Source organism: Staphylococcus condimenti (assembly GCF_001618885.1).
Taxonomy (GTDB): domain Bacteria; phylum Bacillota; class Bacilli; order Staphylococcales; family Staphylococcaceae; genus Staphylococcus; species Staphylococcus condimenti.
Genome location: NZ_CP015114.1, coordinates 497,567 through 515,611, shown reverse-complemented (window position 1 = coordinate 515,611; position 18,045 = coordinate 497,567). Strand labels below are relative to the sequence as shown.

Genomic DNA, 18,045 nt, shown 5'->3' with positions numbered 1-18,045 from the left:
ATATGAAAAGATGGCAAGGTTTAGTTCAAGAATATAAGGATTATCTACCCGTAAATGAAAATACACCTAACGTAACTTTAAACGAAGGCCAAACTCCGTTAATTCATTGTGATACGCTCTCTGAAATGTTAGGCATTAATTTATTTGTGAAATTCGAAGGTGCCAATCCGACAGGTTCATTTAAAGATCGCGGTATGGTGATGGCAGTTACAAAAGCCAAAGAAGACGGCAAAAAAGTAGTTATTTGTGCTTCTACAGGTAACACTTCAGCTGCAGCAGCAGCTTATGCAGCTCGTTCAGGCTTAAAAGCAATCGTCGTAATTCCAGAAGGTAAAATAGCATTAGGCAAATTGTCACAAGCAGTAATGTATGGAGCTGAAATTGTTTCTATTGACGGCAATTTCGATGAAGCATTAGAAATTGTTAAAGAAGTAGCCGATGAAGGCGGCGATATTGAATTAGTTAACTCAATTAATCCATACCGTATTGAAGGTCAAAAAACAGGTGCCTTTGAAGTCGTGGAACAATTAGGTGGACATGCACCAGATGTATTAGCAATTCCAGTGGGGAATGCAGGTAATATTACTGCTTATTGGAAAGGTTTCAAAGAATTCAATGATAAACATGGCACAGGATTGCCGAAATTATTCGGTTTCCAAGCTGAAGGTGCTTCACCGATTGTACAAAATAAAGTAGTTAAAAATCCTGAAACAGTAGCTACTGCAATCAGAATCGGAAATCCTGCAAGTTGGGATAAAGCGGTCACAGCTTTAGATGAATCAAATGGTTTAATTGATAGTGTCACAGATGAAGAAATCTTAGAAGCATATCAATTATTGGCTTCAAAAGAAGGTGTATTTGCTGAACCAGCAAGTAACGCATCGATTGCCGGCTTAATTAAATTGCATAGAGCAGGCAAGCTGCCAAAAGATATTACTGTAACTGCAGTATTAACTGGTAATGGATTGAAAGATCCAGATACAGCTATCTCATTATTAGATAATCCGATTAAATCCTTGCCGAATGATAAAGAAAGCATCGTTAAATACATCAAAGGAGTTATGCATTAATGTCGGAACGTTTAAAACTTAAAGTACCTGCTTCTACAGCAAACCTAGGCGTCGGTTTTGATTCTATAGGGTTAGCATTGAATAAGTTTTTGTATGTAGAAGCTGAAATCAGTGATGATCAAAAGTGGCATTTCCATCATAAAGGAGAAAATCTGCATGACCTACCTACAGATGAAAATCATTTAATTTACCAAGTCGTACAATTCTTAGAAAAGCGATTTGAAGTTGCAGTCCCTCCTTTAAATATTACGATGCGAAGCGAAATCCCTTTGGCAAGAGGGCTTGGATCATCGGCTTCTGCTTTAGTAGCAGGTATTTATTTGGCTGATTTCTTCGGTCAACTGCAGCTATCAGAATTCGAAATGGTAGAAGCAGCAACTGAAATTGAAGGCCATCCAGATAATGTTGCGCCTGTAATTTATGGCGGAATGGTATCAGGATTTTACAATAATCATACTAATGAAACTTATATTTCGTTTATAGAACCGCCAAGAGTCAATTTAGTGATTACAGTACCGAGTTATGAATTGAAAACACGTGATTCAAGACAAGTGCTGCCTGATAGTTTTCCGCACGGAGAAGCTGTTCAATTCAGCGCCATCAGCAACACGATGTTAAGCGCACTGATTCAACACGACTATGTATTAGCTGGAAAATTAATGGAAATGGATGGTTTCCACGAACCTTATCGACAAAAATTGATTCCAGAATTTGAAAAAGTTAAAAGTATTGCTAAAGAATATAAATCATATGCAACAGTAATAAGTGGTGCTGGTCCGACGATTTTAACACTGATTGATCCATCTAAAAGTGGTAAGCTGGTCAGAAGGTTAAATAAAGAACTGAATGAATGCAGTTCTGAGATTATTACAATCAATAAAAGTGGAATTATTGCTGAAAAAGTTTATGAATAAAACTGAAATAGGTTATAATTTGATGTAATAGCTTGAAAGGAGCACTTACATCCCATGACTAAATATGAAATGATTGTAATGGATATGGATGATACTTTATTAACATCAGATAATGAGGTAAGTCCGAAAACGGCACAATACTTAATCAATCTTCAAGAAGAAGGATATCATGTTGTACTGGCTTCAGGCCGACCGACAGAAGGTATGCTGCCGATTGCTAGATCACTTAAATTGAATGAACATGATAGTTATGTCATTAGCTATAACGGTGGCAGAACAACGCGTGTTAAAGACGATGAGCTAGAAGATGAAAAAAGTATATCCAAAGATGATTTTGATAAGATTGTAGATTATTGCAGGGAGAACAAACTATTTGTTCTGACTTATCAAGATGGCCATATTATTTATGAAGGCACACATGAATACATGAATATTGAATCAGAATTAACAGGATTACCTATGAAAAAAGTAGATGATATCAAATCATTTATTCAAAATCCTGTTCCAAAAGCGATGGGGGTAGATTATGTACCTCATATCGAAGAAATTTTCCAAAGTTTAAATGGTGAATTTAATGCGCATGTAGATGTGACGACAAGCAAGCCGTACTTCTTAGAATTTATGGCACATGGTGTTTCAAAAGGAAACGCGTTAAGAGCACTTTGTAAGAAAGAAGATATAGACATCTCAAAAACGATTGCTTTTGGTGATAGTCTAAATGACTATTCAATGATAGAAGCAGCTGGCTACTCTGTAGCGATGGGCAATGCTAAAGAAGAATTAAAAGAAGCAGCAGATTACGTAACGCTCGATCACAATTCAGATGGTATTGTAGCAGCTTTAGAAAAAATATTGAAATAAAAAACAAAGGATACTCGTCTAGAATAAACGAGTATCCTTTGTTTATGTTTATTTTGCGGTATGTGTCCATTCATGCATTCCATGGTTGCGTTTAACAAGTGCATAAATATTATCAGCGGAATAATCTAAGTTGGTATAAACTGTTATGATATATGCAGATTGTCCAGTTTCAAATGGTTCATTGAGATACACATCTTTTAAGTGCTCAAATAGTGGAACCATCTGATCATGTTTCAAACTTGGATATTCTCTTAAAGTTCTTTTAACAAGGTTGCCTTGCTTATCTTCAAGAGATTGAACAACGATGACAAAACGTTCGTCTTCTTTCAAAACATCGTCAAATAAATTAGTTTGTCCTACCATGTTGTAACACCTCGATTTGTTCTTATTATTAATACTATTATACTACATATATTTCCTTGAGAAAATCAGTTAAATGAAAAACAGGTTGGAAATACCAACCTGTTTAAAGTATGTTACTTTTTATTAACTTTATTGAATTCTTGGAAACTTCTCAAGTCCATATCTTTTAAACGCACATACTTTGTTTTATTAACTGTTTTATGAAGTAGATATACTACAACAAGAATAACAATAGGCAAGAAGTCTTTCGTTAAACCGCCTGCATTTAACGTTACAATGTCCTCAAATGATCCTCCGACGAGTAAAAAGACTAACGTTGCTAAAACAATGATAGGGCCTAAAGGATACAACGGCGATTTATAAGGAAGCAGCTTATTGGCATCTAAATCTTGCGCTTTGATACCTTGACGCAAGCGTATAAGAGAACAAACAGCAGCTGCCCATATAAAGATAATAAGTTGTCCGATAATACCTAACAATGTAAATATTGTATCTGCGTAAAAATTAGCAATGATAATAACAGCAACTACAATAATGTATGTTGTTATAATAGCCGGAAGCGGCAGTTTAGTTTTTGAATGCAGATGACTTAAAAACTTAGGTGCTTGTTTTTCATTACTAAGTGAAAATAACATACGGCTTGTTGTATAAATACCAGAGTTGGCTGCTGATAATAATGAAGTTAAGATAACTGCATTAATAACTGATGCTGCAAAGGCGATACCTACTCTGTCAAAGACAATGGTAAAAGGACTTTGTGCTACAGATTCGCTTTTGTTTAATAATAAAGGATCTGTATAAGGCAAAATCGCTGAAATTACAGCAATCGATAGAATATAGAACAATAAGATTCTCCAAAATACAGATTTGATTGCACTCGGCATCGATTTTTCAGGATTATCAGATTCACCCGCTGTGACTGCCACAACTTCTGTGCCCCCGACAGAGAATCCAGCAACAAGTAATACACTTAAGAATCCGGATATACCACCGACGAATGGTGCTTCACCTGTAGTGAAATTTTTAAAACCGTACGTGTGGCCGCCTAAAATACCGAATATCATTAAAATACTCACAACAATAAATATGATAATAGTTGCAACTTTAATTGCAGATAACCAGAATTCAGCTTCACCAAAGGCTCTGACTGTAAAAATGTTCAATAGCAATAATAACGTGATAAAAATCAAACTCCATGTTAATGGAGAAAAGAATTTAAAAGTGTCCCAATAATATAGTACGTTAGATGCGATAATGACATCTACACTTGTTACAAGCGACCATATTGCCCAGTAGAGCCAACCTACCGTAAAACCGAGAGAAGGATCGATGAATCGTGTTGAATATGAACTAAATGATCCTGAAACTGGATAAAATGTTGCCAATTCTCCAACTGATGACATTAAGAAATACAACATTATCCCAATTACTACATAGGCAAGAATAGCACCGCCGGGTCCAGCTTGAGAAATAACTCCTCCAGTTGCAATAAATAGACCGGTACCGATTGCACCCCCAATAGCAATCATTGATATATGCCGGGAACTCAGCCCCCTGTTCATTTTGTTTTCATCCATAAGCGTTACCTCTAATCTTAAATTTTAAAAATGATATGTAGTCTATTTTAATCGTTTTTTAAATAGTTATCAATGGAATTTAGGACTTTAAAGCGAAAAAATTTAAAAGATTCAGAAAAATAAAGGGGATTTCTTTTCAGATCCTCTCTATCACAGCAAAAAAGGATAGGGGATAGACAAAACTGCCTTAAAGGTGTATATTGAATACCCGTTAAAAATAAAAAAAGTGAACTTAAACGTTATATTTAACGGTAAGTTCACTATCGTCGTTTCGTCGTTATCATTTTGAAAAGATAACTTAATTTCATTAGATTATTTAGTTTCGCGGTGTAATGTATATTTTTTTAATCTTGGACAATATTTCATTAATTCAATACGTTCAGGATTGTTACGTTTGTTTTTAGTAGTAATATAATTACGGTCGCCGCATTCTGTGCAAGCTAAAGTTACGTTTACGCGCAATGTAGACACCCTTTCTATTAAGTTATTAGCAATACTTACGCACTTAAATTTACCATAATCATGCATAACGTGCAAGATATGGTTTGAATAATGGTGCATAAGCTCAATGTATTCTATTCTATAGAAAAAATTCCAATTAGTAAACAACTTTGCTCGGAAAAATGAGCAAAATGTATTGATAAAGTCCAAATTTGTGTTATGATATAAATCGTAATAATTACGATTATAAACAATTATTAATGAAAGGTAGGAACTTTAATGGCAAAAAAATCAAAAGTTGTTAAAGAACAAAAACGAGAAGAACTCGTTGCTAAATATTACGCAAAACGTCAAGAGTTGAAAGCTAAAGGTGACTATGAAGGTTTACAAAAATTACCAAGAGATTCATCACCTACACGTTTAACTCGCAGATGTAAAGTTACTGGAAGACCACGTGGTGTAATGAGAAAATTCGAAATGTCACGTATCGCATTCAGAGACCATGCGCATAAAGGTCAAATTCCAGGCGTTAAAAAAGCAAGTTGGTAAGATTATCAACCATATAATGAGTGCTTAGTTTTAGAATACACATTTCTTTTATGAAATGTGTTCTTTTTTGTTCAAATTTAACTCGAAATATGAATTTTTAGTTGGTAAATTGTACTCCTAGATAGTATGATATACATTGGATATTTTGGAAAAAATAAATAAAGAGTATGGGTAAGGTGTTTTAAATGAAGATATTTGATTATGAAGATGTACAATTGATTCCAAATAAATGTATCGTAAAGAGCCGTTCAGAGTGCGACACAAGCGTTCAATTCGGTCCTAAACGATTCAAATTGCCAGTCGTACCAGCAAATATGCAAACAGTTATGAATGAAAAATTAGCTGAATGGTTTGCTGAAAACGATTATTTCTATATTATGCATCGTTTTGATGAAGAAGGTCGTATTCCTTTCATCAAAAAAATGCAAGATAAAGGATTATTCGCATCTATTTCAGTAGGTGTTAAAGATAAAGAGTATGATTTCGTTAAAGAATTAGCAGAAGAAGGATTAAAACCGGAATATATCACAATTGATATTGCACATGGACATTCAGAACAAGTAATTAATATGATCCGTCAGATTAAATCTTATTTGCCTGATACTTTTGTAATTGCAGGAAATGTAGGTACACCTGAAGGAGTAAGAGAACTTGAAAATGCAGGAGCAGATGCTACTAAAGTAGGTATCGGACCTGGACGTGTATGTATTACTAAAATTAAAACTGGTTTTGGTACAGGCGGTTGGCAATTAGCTGCTATTAACCATTGTAGCAAAGCAGCTCGTAAACCAATGATTGCTGATGGCGGTATCAGAACACACGGTGATATTGCTAAATCTATCCGCTTCGGTGCTTCTATGGTTATGGTCGGATCATTATTTGCTGCACATGAAGAATCACCTGGAGAAACTGTTGAATTAGACGGTAAACTTTATAAAGAATACTTCGGCAGTGCGTCAGAGTTCCAAAAAGGCGAACATAAAAATGTTGAAGGTAAAAAGATGTTTGTTGAACATAAAGGTACATTAGCTGATACATTGACTGAAATGCAACAAGACTTGCAAAGTTCAATTTCATATGCAGGCGGTAAAGATTTAGATTCTTTACGCAAAGTAGATTATGTCATTGTGAGAAATTCTATTTTCAACGGTGACAGAGACTAAGGTTTTGTACTAATGTGCGGAGGTGTCCAAAATTAGAAAATGGTTTGGACTAGTCACGGTGTTTTTACTTATCGCATTATGCATGCCGGTAAAAGAAACACCGTGGATGGAACATATACAAGAACAAGCAAGAGGCAAAATCCAAGCTTTAGCAGCAAAAGAAAGCGTCAATGATGAAGCGTTGAAAGTTCCTGACAAACAAGATTTTGCGATTAGAAATATTCAGATGAATATGGATAAAACGCAAGTGGAAAAACAGTTAGGACAACCTCAAAGGGTAACTGCCAATGAATATGGTTTGAAATGGTATACCTATCATAATCAATATCATTCATTTATCATGATCAGTTATATTGATAACAAAGTAAATGCGATGTATACGAACCAAAATGTTATTTCGTCTAAATCTAAGATTAAATACGGAACACCACAAGATACTGTCCGAACACGCATGGGCAAACCGCTAGATTCAATTACTAAAGGGAATTATCGATTTGAGTTAGATAATGATGAGTATGATGTGTTTAATAAAGACAATATATATACGACTGTATTTTATGATCAACATGAAAATAATCAAGTGAAGGGACTCTTGCAAGTGAGTAAAACAATGGAGAACCGTCTAGCACAGCAATATGGAGCACCTTCATCTTCACTTGAAAAAGGTTTTGAATTACAAGATTTTGATTTAGTCAATTCAGAACGTGTTCAAAAAGATAAATCAGTATTAAAATACAATCAACCATTATCGGATACTGCACGTAAACATAGTAAGGATATGGCAGATAATCACTTCTTTGATCATAATAACCTTAAAGGTGAATCACCTTTTGATAGAATGCAAAAAGATGGCATCGAATATCAATCAGCAGGTGAAAATTTAGCTTATGGCCAACAAAGCAGTATTTTCGCACATGAAGGTTTGATGAATTCAGCGGGCCATCGAAAAAATATCTTGCAATCTAACTTTAAGAATTTAGGCGTGGGTGTAAGTTTCAACGAAGAGAGACAACCGTTCTGGACAGAAAACTATACAGGTTAAAAAAATAAATCACCTCGGGTCTGAAAAATTTCAGTCCTGAGGTGATTTTTACGTTCTGGATATTAAGAAGAGATAATATGCAAACAGAAAAGGTATATTATAGTTCTCTGAATAAACCTACAACTTTACCTAAAACGGTAACGTGTTCTAAATAAATAGGATCCATCGTGCTGTTTTCTGGCTGCAAACGATAACGATGTTTCTCTTTGTAGAAACGTTTTACAGTAGCTTCATCATCTTCAGTCATTGCTACGATAATATCGCCGTTTTCAGCAATTGTTTGGCTGCGGACAATGACTTTGTCGCCATCGAGAATACCAGCTTCAATCATACTGTCTCCAACTACGTTTAAGATGAAAATGTCGCTATTATGAGTAGAAGTTAAGTGTTCGGGAAGCGGGAAATATTCTTCAATATTTTCAACAGCAGTAATAGGAACACCGGCAGTAACTTTACCGATTACAGGAACATGGATAGTACCTTCCATTTCAGCATTTTCTTCAAGTTGGTCACTTACAATTTCAATTGCTCTTGGTTTTGTAGGATCACGTCTGATGTAACCTTTACTTTCAAGTCTGGATAAATGTCCATGTACAGTTGAACTAGACGCTAATCCGACAGCTTCTCCAATTTCTCTTACACTTGGCGGATAACCTTTTGTATGGACAACTGTTTTTATATATTCATAAATTTCGCTTTGACGTTTCGTTAATTCTGTCATATTAAAGCACATCCTCTTCTAGTTTGTTCTTATTATAGCATGCGAACAGCACATTTACAAACATTTGTTCGCAAAAGTATTGACAGCGAACAGTCGTTCTGATATTGTGTTAATACAAACAAATGTTCTGGGAGTGTTGGAAAATGATTAAGAAATACCAATCAGCTTTTTTAGCTTATTCTGCAGTGTTGTTAACTTCTTTTGTACTATTCTCAGCTTTTATTATAAGTGCAAACCAAACAGATGGCAAAGAACAAGTGTACGAAATGACAGATCATACAATATCGACTAAAGCAGAACAAAAAGCCGAACGTGAAGGATATATTAAAGCAGATGGCGAACAAGAAAGTAAACCTTTAATAGCTGTTCTGCATTAAAATCTTTAGTTCTAATGAAGTGTATTACCTGTTGAAATAGGGAAAACAAAAATAAACAGAGTATCATTTTTGTTTTAAAGAATAATTTGATATTATAAATGATTATTAACGTGATGGAGGGTATACACATGTCTGAAGAACATAAAAGAACAATTAATAGAATTAATGAACTTTCTAAGAAGAAAAAAGAAGAAGGTTTAACGAAAGAAGAAGCTAAAGAAAGAGCGGAATTACATCAAAAATATCTTGATACTTTCCGCGAAGGATTTAAGCAACAAATCGAAAATACGAAAGTATTAGACCCTGAAGGTAACGACGTAACTCCGGATAAATTGAAAAAGATACAACGTGATCAAAATAAAAGAAGCTAAAATCAAGAGTTGAATTTGATTTCGAATATAGAACCATACCGCCTCAGCGTAGTGTTGAGACGGTATTTTTTTATAAAAAAGTAAAAGAGTAATTAATTTATTTAGATTGGTAACGGTTTCATAAGAACAATAAATGTAAAACCAACTATAGATAATGTATAATGGCATAAAATGATGCTGTATAGAAAGGAAGTTTTATTGATGTTTGACAAAAAAGATGAACTTGCAGTTAATACGATAAGAGCATTAAGTATTGATGCAGTTGAGAAAGCAAATTCTGGTCATCCAGGTTTACCGATGGGTGCTGCGCCAATGGCATATACGCTTTGGACACGTCATTTGAACTTTAATCCTAATTCAAATGAATACTTTAATAGAGATAGATTCATCTTGTCTGCAGGACATGGTTCTGCATTGCTTTACAGCTTACTTCACGTATCAGGCAGCTTAGAATTAGAAGAGTTGAAACAATTTAGACAATGGGACTCTAAAACACCTGGACATCCTGAATTTAGACACACACAAGGTGTAGAAGTTACAACAGGTCCACTTGGCCAAGGTTTTGCTATGTCTGTGGGAATGGCAATGGCTGAAAATCATTTAGCAGGTAAATTCAATAAACCTGATGCAAACGTAGTAGATCATTACACTTATGTATTGGCTTCTGATGGTGACTTAATGGAAGGTATCTCTCATGAAGCAGCTTCATTAGCAGGCCACTTGCAATTAGATAAATTAATTGCACTTTATGATTCAAACGATATCTCATTAGACGGCGACTTAGATAAAGCCTTCTCTGAAAACATCAAACAACGTTTTGAAGCATATGGTTGGAATCACATTTTAGTTAAAGATGGTAATGATTTAGAAGAAATCAATAACGCTATCGAAGAAGCTAAAAAACAAAAAGGACCTACAATGATTGAAGTGAAAACTGTTATTGGTTATGGTTCACCGAACAAATCAGGTACACATGGTGTGCATGGTGCACCACTAGGTGAAGATGAACGTAAATTAACAATTGAAAACTATCATTTAGATCCTGAAAAACGTTTCTACGTTCCAGATGAAGTCTACGATATTTTCAATAACACAATGTTAAAACGTGCTGATGAAAATGAAGCAGCATGGAAAAAATTAGTAGATAAATATTCAGAAGAATATCCTGAACTTGCTGATGAATTCAAAAAAGCAATCAATGGAGAATTACCAAAAGATTATAAAGAATATTTACCAGAATTCGAAGTTGGAAGCGAAAGCGCAACAAGAGCTGATTCAGGTGAAGTAATTCAAGCATTAAGTGAACATGTTCCTTCATTCTTTGGTGGTTCTGCTGATTTAGCTGGTTCTAACAAATCAAATGTAAAAGAAGCAGTAGACTATGATCGCAATACACCTGAAGGTAAAAACATCTGGTTTGGTGTACGCGAATTTGCAATGGGTGCTGCTGTAAACGGTATGGCTGCACATGGCGGATTAAACCCATACGGTGCAACATTCTTCGTATTCAGCGACTATTTAAAACCAGCATTAAGATTGTCAGCAATCATGGGATTAAATTCAACATTCATCTTCACACATGATTCAATCGCTGTAGGTGAAGATGGTCCAACTCACGAACCAATCGAACAATTAGCTGCATTACGTTCATTACCTAATATGAATGTTATTCGTCCAGCCGATGGTAACGAAACACGTGTAGCTTGGGAAGTTGCATTAGAAACTGAAAACACACCAACTTCATTAGTTTTAACACGTCAAAACTTGCCTGTTTTAGATGTACCGAAAGAAACAGTTGAAGAAGGCGTTCGTAAAGGTGCATATGTTGTTTATGAATCAGATGCTGAACCAGAATATTTATTACTTGCTACAGGTTCTGAAGTGAGCTTGGCAGTTGAAGCAGCAAAATCATTTGCTGAAAGCGGTAAAGGTATTCGTGTAGTATCAATGCCTAACTGGCACGCATTCGAACAACAATCAAAAGAATACAAAGATGAAATCCTTCCACCTTCAATTACAAAACGTTTAGCTGTAGAAATGGGTGCAACACTTGGTTGGCATAAATATGTCGGCTTAGAAGGCGAAGTATTAGGAATCGATAGATTCGGTGCAAGTGCTCCAGGCGGCTTAGTTGTTGAAAAATATGGTTTCACAAAAGAAAATGTGCTTAAGTTATTGAACAATCTATAATAAATGCAATACAATGTAAGTAAGAGAGAGCTATTCCATACTTGAAATACTGTGTATGACAGTTAAAATTTCAACGGGCTAGGAATAGCTCTTATTTTGTGAATTCAATACAATAGTGTAATAGAACAACTTGAAATGAATTTATAAGTTTAGTAAAATGCTAAAGGATAAAGAAAGTGGGTGAGACAATGGCAACTTGGTTAGCAATTCTTTTAATTGTTGCTGCACTTATCATCGGTTTAGTTGGTGGTTTCTTCCTAGCAAGAAAATATATGATGGATTATCTTAAAAAGAACCCGCCAATCAATGAAGAAATGTTAAGAATGATGATGATGCAAATGGGTCAAAAACCATCTCAAAAGAAAATCAATCAGATGATGACGATGATGAACAAAAATATGGATCAAAAAATGAAATAATCTATTATAAGAAAAAGAAACTTTGCCGACTCACTGGTTAAGTTTCTTTTTTTGTTCATATTAAAAAGTTAAATGAGAAATCATTGAATAATAGCCTAGTTTATAGACAATTTTATAGTATACAAAGGTAACGGGTATATTTAATTAAATTAAAGAAATGGAAGTATAAATAAAATTATCTTGAAAAAAGTGAACGTTTTATATGGAAAATTTGAGACGCAATGATATACTATACAATGATTTAAATTAAATATTTAACCATGTAAAGAGGGTGTCATTGTGTTATATCTCGTATTTTCTATCGGTATAGCATTCATAATGGGCGCTGTTGTTATAGTAATTAGAATGAAAGCACAACAATTTCCTGTTAATGAAAAGAAATTAATTTTACCACCTATATTTATGTCTACAGGTGCATTAATGTTCGTTGTTCCTTATTTTAGATTATCAGGTATGGAAATTATTGAAGCGATTATTTTAGGTGTACTTTTTTCAACAGTACTAATCTGGACATCTCGTTTTGAAGTAAAAGGTTCAGAAATCTATATGAAACGTTCTAAAGCGTTTCCGATTATTTTAATCTCATTGCTCGTTATCAGAACATTTATTAAAGTGGTTGTCAGTAATCAAATTGATCCTGGACAACTTGCAGGAATGTTCTTCTTGCTTGCATTCTGTATGATTTTACCATGGAGAATTGCTATGTTAATGAAATATAAAAAACTGAAAAAAGAACTTATAAATTAATACATTTTTACAAAAATGGGCGCTTTCTTATTTAGAAAGCGTCTATTTGCTTAAAAAGGGTATGGTATTAAAAGAAAATTATTAAACGAGGGTGATTAAGTTGAAACTTAAACATGTTGTAAGTTTAATCGGTGTTATTATAGCTGGACTAGCATTAACGTTTTCTTTCTTCCAAAAATTATATTAGTAATAAAATCAGTTGAATAAATGAAAACCAAACCGCTTATTTTCAATGAGAAGATAGGCGGTTTATTATATAATTGAGATATTGAGGTGATTCTTTGAAAGTTATACATACAGCTGATTGGCATCTAGGTAAAATTTTAAATGGCCAGTCATTTTTAGAAGATCAAAAGTATATTTTAAAACAATTTATTAAAGCCATGGAAACAGAAAATCCTGATTTGATTGTCATTGCAGGAGATTTATATGATACAAGTTATCCAAGCAAAGAAGCAATCCAACTATTAGAAACTACAATTAGTGAATTAAATTTGAAGTTGCAAATACCCATTATTATGATAAGCGGTAATCATGATGGTAAAGCACGATTAAATTACGGCGCTTCTTGGTTTGAGCACTCACAACTCTATATTCGTACAGAATTAGCGACAATGCATCAACCTATTTCATTTGAAGAAGTGGATTTTTATACGTTGCCTTTTGCGACGTTAAGTGAAATGCAACATTATTTCCCTGATGAAAATTTAAAATCTTATGATGAAGCAGTAGAATGTTGTTTAAAGCATATGAGTGCAGAGTTAGATAAAAATAAGTTGAATGTATTAATTGCCCATATGACCGTTGCAGGAGGAATCAGAAGCGAATCAGAACGACCTTTAACAATCGGTACTGTTGAGCAAGTACCAGAGAAATATATGGCGCATTTTGATACTGTGATGCTTGGGCATTTGCATCATCCGTTTAGTATCCAATCGAATTATGTTTTTTACAGCGGCTCGCTTTTACAGTATTCTTTTTCAGAAACAAACCAGCCGAAAGGTTACCGCCGTGTTTTATTAGAACTGCCGCATGAAGTAAAGAGTACTTTCGTAGCGATGCATCCTTTACGAGAACTTGAAGTGATAGAAGCAACTTATGATGATGTCGTTCAAGACAGAATTACAGTTAAAAATAAAGACAATTATATCCATTTCAAATTAAGTGAGATGTCACATATTTCAGATCCGATTATGAACATTAAACAACTATATAAAAATGTCCTCGCATTAACTAATGATTCTCAAACTTTTGAACACCAATTTACAGATCGTGAAATAAAAAAATTACCCGATCAAACTATCATCGAAACTTTCTATGAAGAAATGACACATAAGGATTTATCAGAAATACAAAAGAAAAAAGTAACACAGCTGCTGAATGAAATTATGAGAGGTGACAATATATGAAACCATTAAGACTTCATTTGCAAAATGTCGGTCCTTTCATGGAAGAAACGATAGACTTTACTCAACTGAAAAATAATGAGCTTTTTCTCATCAGCGGTAAAACGGGTTCAGGCAAGTCAATGTTATTTGATGCAATTGTGTTTGCTTTGTACGGAAAAGCATCAACAGCTTCAAGAAAAGAAGCAGCATTAAGAAGCCACTTTGCTGATGGAAAATCTCCAATGGAAGTAGAACTTGTTTTTCAATTGAAAGATAAGCAGTTTAAAGTTGTAAGACAAGGTGCATTTGTCAAAGAAGGTAATAAAAATCCAACAAATCCTAATTTATCCATTTATGAGCTGGAAGATGGAAAGTATGAACTGAGAGAAAGCAAAGTGACTGCGGGTAATAATTATATAGAAAGTTTGTTAGGTGTTGATATAGAACAATTTAGACAATTGTTTATTCTTCCTCAAGGAGAATTTAAAAAGTTTCTTTTTTCTAAGAGTTCTGACAAGCAAGAAATACTTAGAACCTTATTTAACACAAATCGATTTGAAGCATTGCAGCAAAAATTAGTGAATCAAAATAAAGAAGAAAAGAAAAAAATTGAAGCAAGACACCAACAAATCGAACAGTTATGGAATAAAGTAGAGGATTTTGAAAACGAAAGCCTGCAAGCACATAAAACACTTCCGAGTATACAAACTGAAAAATTATTAAATGCGATTCCTGATTTTGAAAATATTGGAAGAGATATTTATAAGGATTTAGAAAAAGAAAAAATACAACAAGAAGAAATTAAACAAAAAGCTGAAACATCTTATAGAAATGCTGAAGATTTAAATCAAAAAATGAATAATCAAAAAGCGTTAATAGAGGAATTAAAAGAACTTGAAAAACATGAATCTGAAATTGAAGCGCTCGAAATAAAACTGAAAAAAATACAAGAAGTACGACCACTGCATCAAATCGTCGAAAATATCGATGTACAAACTCAAAAGTTGAATGAATTAAATGTTAAGTGTGAGGAAGTTGAAAATAATATTCACCAAAACCAATCTAGTCTGCAGAAAATTACAGAAGAACAAAAAATACTGTTTGAAAGAGAAAATGAGATAGAAATGCAGCGTAAATTCATCAATGATACGCAGTATTTTTACCAAAATATTAAACAATACCAAAGTGCATATAATTCAAAAAATCAAGTGCAGAAAGATTATGAGCAATCGAAAAAAGATTTAGCTGAAAATGAACAGTTATTAAGTGAAATCCAAGCGATACATCAAAATGAACGACCTGATTATGAAAGACTTAATCATCTTACGCAACAAATGTTTGATTTGAAACAACAAATTAAAGATACAAAAGAAATTATAGAAAAAGATAAAGAACAAAAACAACGCTTAGAAAAAATAAAAGTATTAGAACTAGCGATGACCGACAAAACTCAAAAGTTAGATGAAGTTCAAGAAGCAATTTCACAATTTAATACAAATCAATTGGAGCTGGATAACCAAGAAGCAATGATTAAAAAACTTCAGTCGATGCTGCAACCTGGAGATCAATGTCCTATTTGCGGTAATACTATTAATTCATTGTCAGATCATTTGGACTTTGAACAATTAAAAGCTCAAAAAGAAAAACTGAACTACTTGAACGAAAATAAAGAAGCTATTCGAACTGCATATTCAAAATTAGAAGCTGAATATAGTGTCCTCAAAAATGAAAGCGACAAGTATAACCTCAAAGAATATCCGGACAATAACCAACGAACACTTGATGAGTTGGATGAACAATTCAAAAAAGCAGAAAAAGACAAGCAGTACCAAGATGACCGTAATAAAGAAATTGAAAAAACACAAACTCGAGTTCAGGAAATTAAAGAAGCGATTCAAAATCTTCAACTCGCGCTCACTCAGAAAAAAGCAGAGACAGAAAGAATTAATCGTTTAATTGAAGCGTTTGAAAATGGAACAGGTTTTAAAAAGACAGATGATTTTATATGCGATTTTATAAAAAAAGAAGAAGCTGTTGAAGCATACAAAAATAAAACTGAATCGTTGAAACAACAAGAAACAGATGCAAAACAAAAGTTAGCAGTTGAGCAAACAAAACTCACATCAGCACAAGATCAACTCAAAGAAACGAAAAAGAGAAAAAACAACTAGAACAACAATCTAAAATAGAGATGGATAATATCGGTATACAAAGCACTGAGGAAGTTCAAGAAATATTAGATTTGATGCCAGAAAAAAATCAAATTGAAACACAAATTAAATCATATAAAGAAAAGCAAAATAACTTATCGCATCAAATTGCTGAATTGAAAGCACATATTGGCAATCAAGAGAAACCGGATTTAGAAAGGTTATCAGAAGATCTTGAATCACAAAAGAACGTTCTTGAAGAAAAATCGAAGCGATTAAATGAACATGAATTTAAACTTCAATTAAATGATGGCAATTTCAAAGAAATAAAAGAATATATTGATGTCTTAGAAAAAGAATTATCTGAACAACAAGAGATTTTTGATTTAGCAGAAATATTATCAGGTAAAAATATTCAAAAACTGACGCTAGAAAATTATGTCTTAGTTTATTATTTGGAAATGATTTTAGAGTATGCTAATAAGCGTTTTATGAACATGACAAATAATAGATATATTTTAAAACGCAGCGAAGTTGTAACGCAAGGTTATAGTGGATTAGAAATTGTGGTATTCGATTCACATTCAAATAAAACCCGCCATATATCCACACTTTCAGGAGGAGAATCCTTCCAAGCGTCATTAGCTTTAGCGTTAGGATTAAGTGAAGTTGTACAACAAGAGTCCGGAGGAATTACTTTAGAATCTATGTTTATAGATGAAGGGTTCGGTACACTGGATCAAGAAACTTTGGAAACTGCATTAGATACATTGCTAAATATCAAATCAACAGGCAGAATGGTTGGTATTATTTCTCACGTGAGTGAGCTTAAACAACGGATTCCTACAATTTTAGAGGTCAAAACCGATGCATACCAAAGCACAACACAATTTAAGTTTTAACATATAAAAAAACGACTTGCGATTCAGCAAGTCGTTTTTATTTAGCTAGAACTAAAATTTCTTATTGTCAACATCTTCAGTTTCGGTGATGATGTCAGTTGTTTCGCTTGTAACAGTACCATTTTGTTGTTGTAATAAGTCTCTGATTTCAGTAAGTAAAACAATGTTTTCTTCTGGTTCTTCTTCCGCTTCTTCTTTTCTCATTAAAGTATTTGCTAATTTAACGAAAAGGAATAGGGCGAAAGCAACGATTAAGAAATCGATGACAGCTTGAACAAATAAACCGTACTTAATTCCCATGAATGACCAGTTTTTCGCAAAATCTACAGTACCGAAGATAACACCGATTAACGGCATGATGATGTACGTTACTAACGAAGTGATGATTTTGTTGAAAGCAGCACCCATTACTACAGCGACTGCTAAGTCTAATACATTCCCCTTAAAGGCAAACTCTTTGAACTCTTTAAACATAAGTATAGATATCCTCCTAAATTTACTAAAGTATATTATACAATAAATCTTTTAAGAAAAAAAATAGTTGTTTTGGGTCATTTTTACAAATTTTCGTAAAAGGAATAATTTTCGTTTTTTAAAACGCTTACATATTTATAAAGCGAAAAAAGGGGTATAGACCATAAGTATGATGTCTGATATAAAAAACAAATAATCAAATTAAGCTAAAAAATATTTATGATTTAATCAATAATTAATATATCATATATTTATTTTGGACAAATTTGATTATATGCTAGTCCTTTGTTATGCTAGTAAATGGTTTTTCACGAAAATGATTTTTT

The 18,045-nt window shown here is 33.5% G+C and carries 17 protein-coding genes and 2 pseudogenes; 14 read left to right on the top strand and 5 right to left on the bottom strand.

Annotated elements, in window-relative coordinates; translation table 11 throughout:
- Positions 1-2 precede the first annotated feature (2 nt).
- The 3 genes from thrC to A4G25_RS02600 are packed head-to-tail and all read left to right on the top strand — an operon-like array spanning position 3 to position 2,845.
- Positions 3-1,070 carry a threonine synthase gene (gene thrC / locus A4G25_RS02610; RefSeq protein WP_047131174.1) on the top strand — a complete coding sequence of 356 codons (1,068 nt, stop codon included), beginning with the start codon at positions 3-5 and terminating at the stop codon, positions 1,068-1,070.
- The gene (thrB, locus tag A4G25_RS02605; RefSeq protein WP_047131173.1) at positions 1,070-1,984 is read left to right on the top strand and encodes a homoserine kinase; all 915 of its coding nucleotides are present in this window, start codon (positions 1,070-1,072) and stop codon (positions 1,982-1,984) included. Before thrC ends, thrB begins: the two co-directional genes overlap by 1 nt.
- Before the next feature lie 54 nt (positions 1,985-2,038).
- Positions 2,039-2,845: a Cof-type HAD-IIB family hydrolase gene (locus A4G25_RS02600; protein ID WP_047131172.1), complete on the top strand. Its 807-nt coding sequence runs from the start codon at positions 2,039-2,041 to the stop codon at positions 2,843-2,845.
- A 48-nt stretch (positions 2,846-2,893) separates the two neighbouring features.
- Here the strand turns inward: A4G25_RS02600 and A4G25_RS02595 are convergent, their stop codons facing one another.
- The 3 genes from A4G25_RS02595 to rpmG form a co-directional block, all read right to left on the bottom strand.
- Positions 2,894-3,208: a hypothetical protein gene (locus tag A4G25_RS02595; protein ID WP_047131171.1), complete on the bottom strand. Its 315-nt coding sequence runs from the start codon at positions 3,206-3,208 to the stop codon at positions 2,894-2,896.
- Between the two features lie 113 nt (positions 3,209-3,321).
- Entirely contained in the window at positions 3,322-4,785 is a 1,464-nt protein-coding gene (locus A4G25_RS02590; protein ID WP_047131170.1) for an amino acid permease, read from the bottom strand.
- A gap of 312 nt (positions 4,786-5,097) precedes the next feature.
- Positions 5,098-5,247 carry a 50S ribosomal protein L33 gene (gene rpmG / locus A4G25_RS02585; RefSeq protein ID WP_015900225.1) on the bottom strand — a complete coding sequence of 50 codons (150 nt, stop codon included), beginning with the start codon at positions 5,245-5,247 and terminating at the stop codon, positions 5,098-5,100.
- Positions 5,248-5,505: 258 nt separating this feature from the next.
- On the opposite strand from rpmG, the gene rpsN reads away from it, so the two are divergent.
- The 3 genes from rpsN to A4G25_RS02570 all read left to right on the top strand — a co-directional run bounded on the left by rpsN (position 5,506) and on the right by A4G25_RS02570 (position 7,980).
- Positions 5,506-5,775 carry a 30S ribosomal protein S14 gene (rpsN, locus tag A4G25_RS02580; RefSeq protein WP_047131169.1) on the top strand — a complete coding sequence of 90 codons (270 nt, stop codon included), beginning with the start codon at positions 5,506-5,508 and terminating at the stop codon, positions 5,773-5,775.
- Between the two features lie 185 nt (positions 5,776-5,960).
- Positions 5,961-6,938, top strand: coding sequence for a GMP reductase (gene guaC, locus A4G25_RS02575; protein ID WP_047131168.1), 978 nt, complete (start codon positions 5,961-5,963; stop codon positions 6,936-6,938).
- 22 nt (positions 6,939-6,960) lie between these two features.
- On the top strand, positions 6,961-7,980 hold the full coding sequence (locus tag A4G25_RS02570) for a CAP domain-containing protein (protein WP_070704885.1): 1,020 nt from the start codon (positions 6,961-6,963) through the stop codon (positions 7,978-7,980).
- A 97-nt stretch (positions 7,981-8,077) separates the two neighbouring features.
- On the opposite strand, the gene lexA is transcribed toward A4G25_RS02570, so the two are convergent.
- Positions 8,078-8,701, bottom strand: a complete 624-nt coding sequence (gene lexA / locus A4G25_RS02565) for a transcriptional repressor LexA (RefSeq protein WP_047131166.1) — start codon at positions 8,699-8,701, stop codon at positions 8,078-8,080.
- A gap of 143 nt (positions 8,702-8,844) precedes the next feature.
- Here lexA and sosA point away from each other — a divergent pair, with 143 nt between their 5' ends.
- From sosA to A4G25_RS13375, 8 genes and pseudogenes are all read left to right on the top strand, one after another.
- Complete coding sequence (gene sosA, locus A4G25_RS02560; protein WP_047131165.1) at positions 8,845-9,078, top strand: DNA damage-induced cell division inhibitor SosA; 234 nt, start codon at positions 8,845-8,847, stop codon at positions 9,076-9,078.
- A 128-nt stretch (positions 9,079-9,206) separates the two neighbouring features.
- Positions 9,207-9,449, top strand: a complete 243-nt coding sequence (locus A4G25_RS02555; RefSeq protein ID WP_047131164.1) for a DUF896 domain-containing protein — start codon at positions 9,207-9,209, stop codon at positions 9,447-9,449.
- Between the two features lie 201 nt (positions 9,450-9,650).
- Positions 9,651-11,639, top strand: a complete 1,989-nt coding sequence (gene tkt / locus A4G25_RS02550) for a transketolase (protein ID WP_047131163.1) — start codon at positions 9,651-9,653, stop codon at positions 11,637-11,639.
- Positions 11,640-11,827: 188 nt separating this feature from the next.
- Complete coding sequence (locus tag A4G25_RS02545) at positions 11,828-12,058, top strand: YneF family protein (RefSeq protein ID WP_015900233.1); 231 nt, start codon at positions 11,828-11,830, stop codon at positions 12,056-12,058.
- A 279-nt stretch (positions 12,059-12,337) separates the two neighbouring features.
- Positions 12,338-12,805 (top strand): CcdC family protein, encoded by a 468-nt coding sequence (locus A4G25_RS02540; RefSeq protein WP_047131162.1) that lies wholly within the window; start codon positions 12,338-12,340, stop codon positions 12,803-12,805.
- A 281-nt stretch (positions 12,806-13,086) separates the two neighbouring features.
- Entirely contained in the window at positions 13,087-14,214 is a 1,128-nt protein-coding gene (gene sbcD, locus A4G25_RS02535; RefSeq protein WP_047131161.1) for an exonuclease subunit SbcD, read from the top strand.
- Positions 14,211-14,837, top strand: a pseudogene (locus A4G25_RS13420) (AAA family ATPase); the annotation flags it as partial. The gene sbcD and the pseudogene A4G25_RS13420, both read left to right, overlap by 4 nt.
- Before the next feature lie 1,844 nt (positions 14,838-16,681).
- A pseudogene (locus A4G25_RS13375) lies at positions 16,682-17,245 on the top strand (SbcC/MukB-like Walker B domain-containing protein); the annotation flags it as partial.
- A 51-nt stretch (positions 17,246-17,296) separates the two neighbouring features.
- On the opposite strand, the gene mscL reads toward A4G25_RS13375, so the two are convergent.
- Positions 17,297-17,719, bottom strand: a complete 423-nt coding sequence (gene mscL, locus A4G25_RS02525; RefSeq protein WP_047131159.1) for a large conductance mechanosensitive channel protein MscL — start codon at positions 17,717-17,719, stop codon at positions 17,297-17,299.
- Positions 17,720-18,045 lie beyond the last annotated feature (326 nt).

Excerpts from the sequence above, each read along its gene's own strand:
- A4G25_RS02590 (WP_047131170.1), bottom strand. The coding sequence starts at position 4,785 with ATGGATGAAAACAAAATGAACAGGGGGCTGAGTTCCCGGCATATATCA.
- rpsN (WP_047131169.1), top strand. The coding sequence starts at position 5,506 with ATGGCAAAAAAATCAAAAGTTGTTAAAGAACAAAAACGAGAAGAACTC.
- thrB (WP_047131173.1), top strand. The coding sequence starts at position 1,070 with ATGTCGGAACGTTTAAAACTTAAAGTACCTGCTTCTACAGCAAACCTA.
- A4G25_RS02545 (WP_015900233.1), top strand. The coding sequence starts at position 11,828 with ATGGCAACTTGGTTAGCAATTCTTTTAATTGTTGCTGCACTTATCATC.
- tkt (WP_047131163.1), top strand. The coding sequence starts at position 9,651 with ATGTTTGACAAAAAAGATGAACTTGCAGTTAATACGATAAGAGCATTA.
- A4G25_RS02600 (WP_047131172.1), top strand. The coding sequence starts at position 2,039 with ATGACTAAATATGAAATGATTGTAATGGATATGGATGATACTTTATTA.
- A4G25_RS02555 (WP_047131164.1), top strand. The coding sequence starts at position 9,207 with ATGTCTGAAGAACATAAAAGAACAATTAATAGAATTAATGAACTTTCT.
- thrC (WP_047131174.1), top strand. The coding sequence starts at position 3 with ATGAAAAGATGGCAAGGTTTAGTTCAAGAATATAAGGATTATCTACCC.
- A4G25_RS02595 (WP_047131171.1), bottom strand. The coding sequence starts at position 3,208 with ATGGTAGGACAAACTAATTTATTTGACGATGTTTTGAAAGAAGACGAA.
- guaC (WP_047131168.1), top strand. The coding sequence starts at position 5,961 with ATGAAGATATTTGATTATGAAGATGTACAATTGATTCCAAATAAATGT.
- sosA (WP_047131165.1), top strand. The coding sequence starts at position 8,845 with ATGATTAAGAAATACCAATCAGCTTTTTTAGCTTATTCTGCAGTGTTG.
- lexA (WP_047131166.1), bottom strand. The coding sequence starts at position 8,701 with ATGACAGAATTAACGAAACGTCAAAGCGAAATTTATGAATATATAAAA.
- mscL (WP_047131159.1), bottom strand. The coding sequence starts at position 17,719 with ATGTTTAAAGAGTTCAAAGAGTTTGCCTTTAAGGGGAATGTATTAGAC.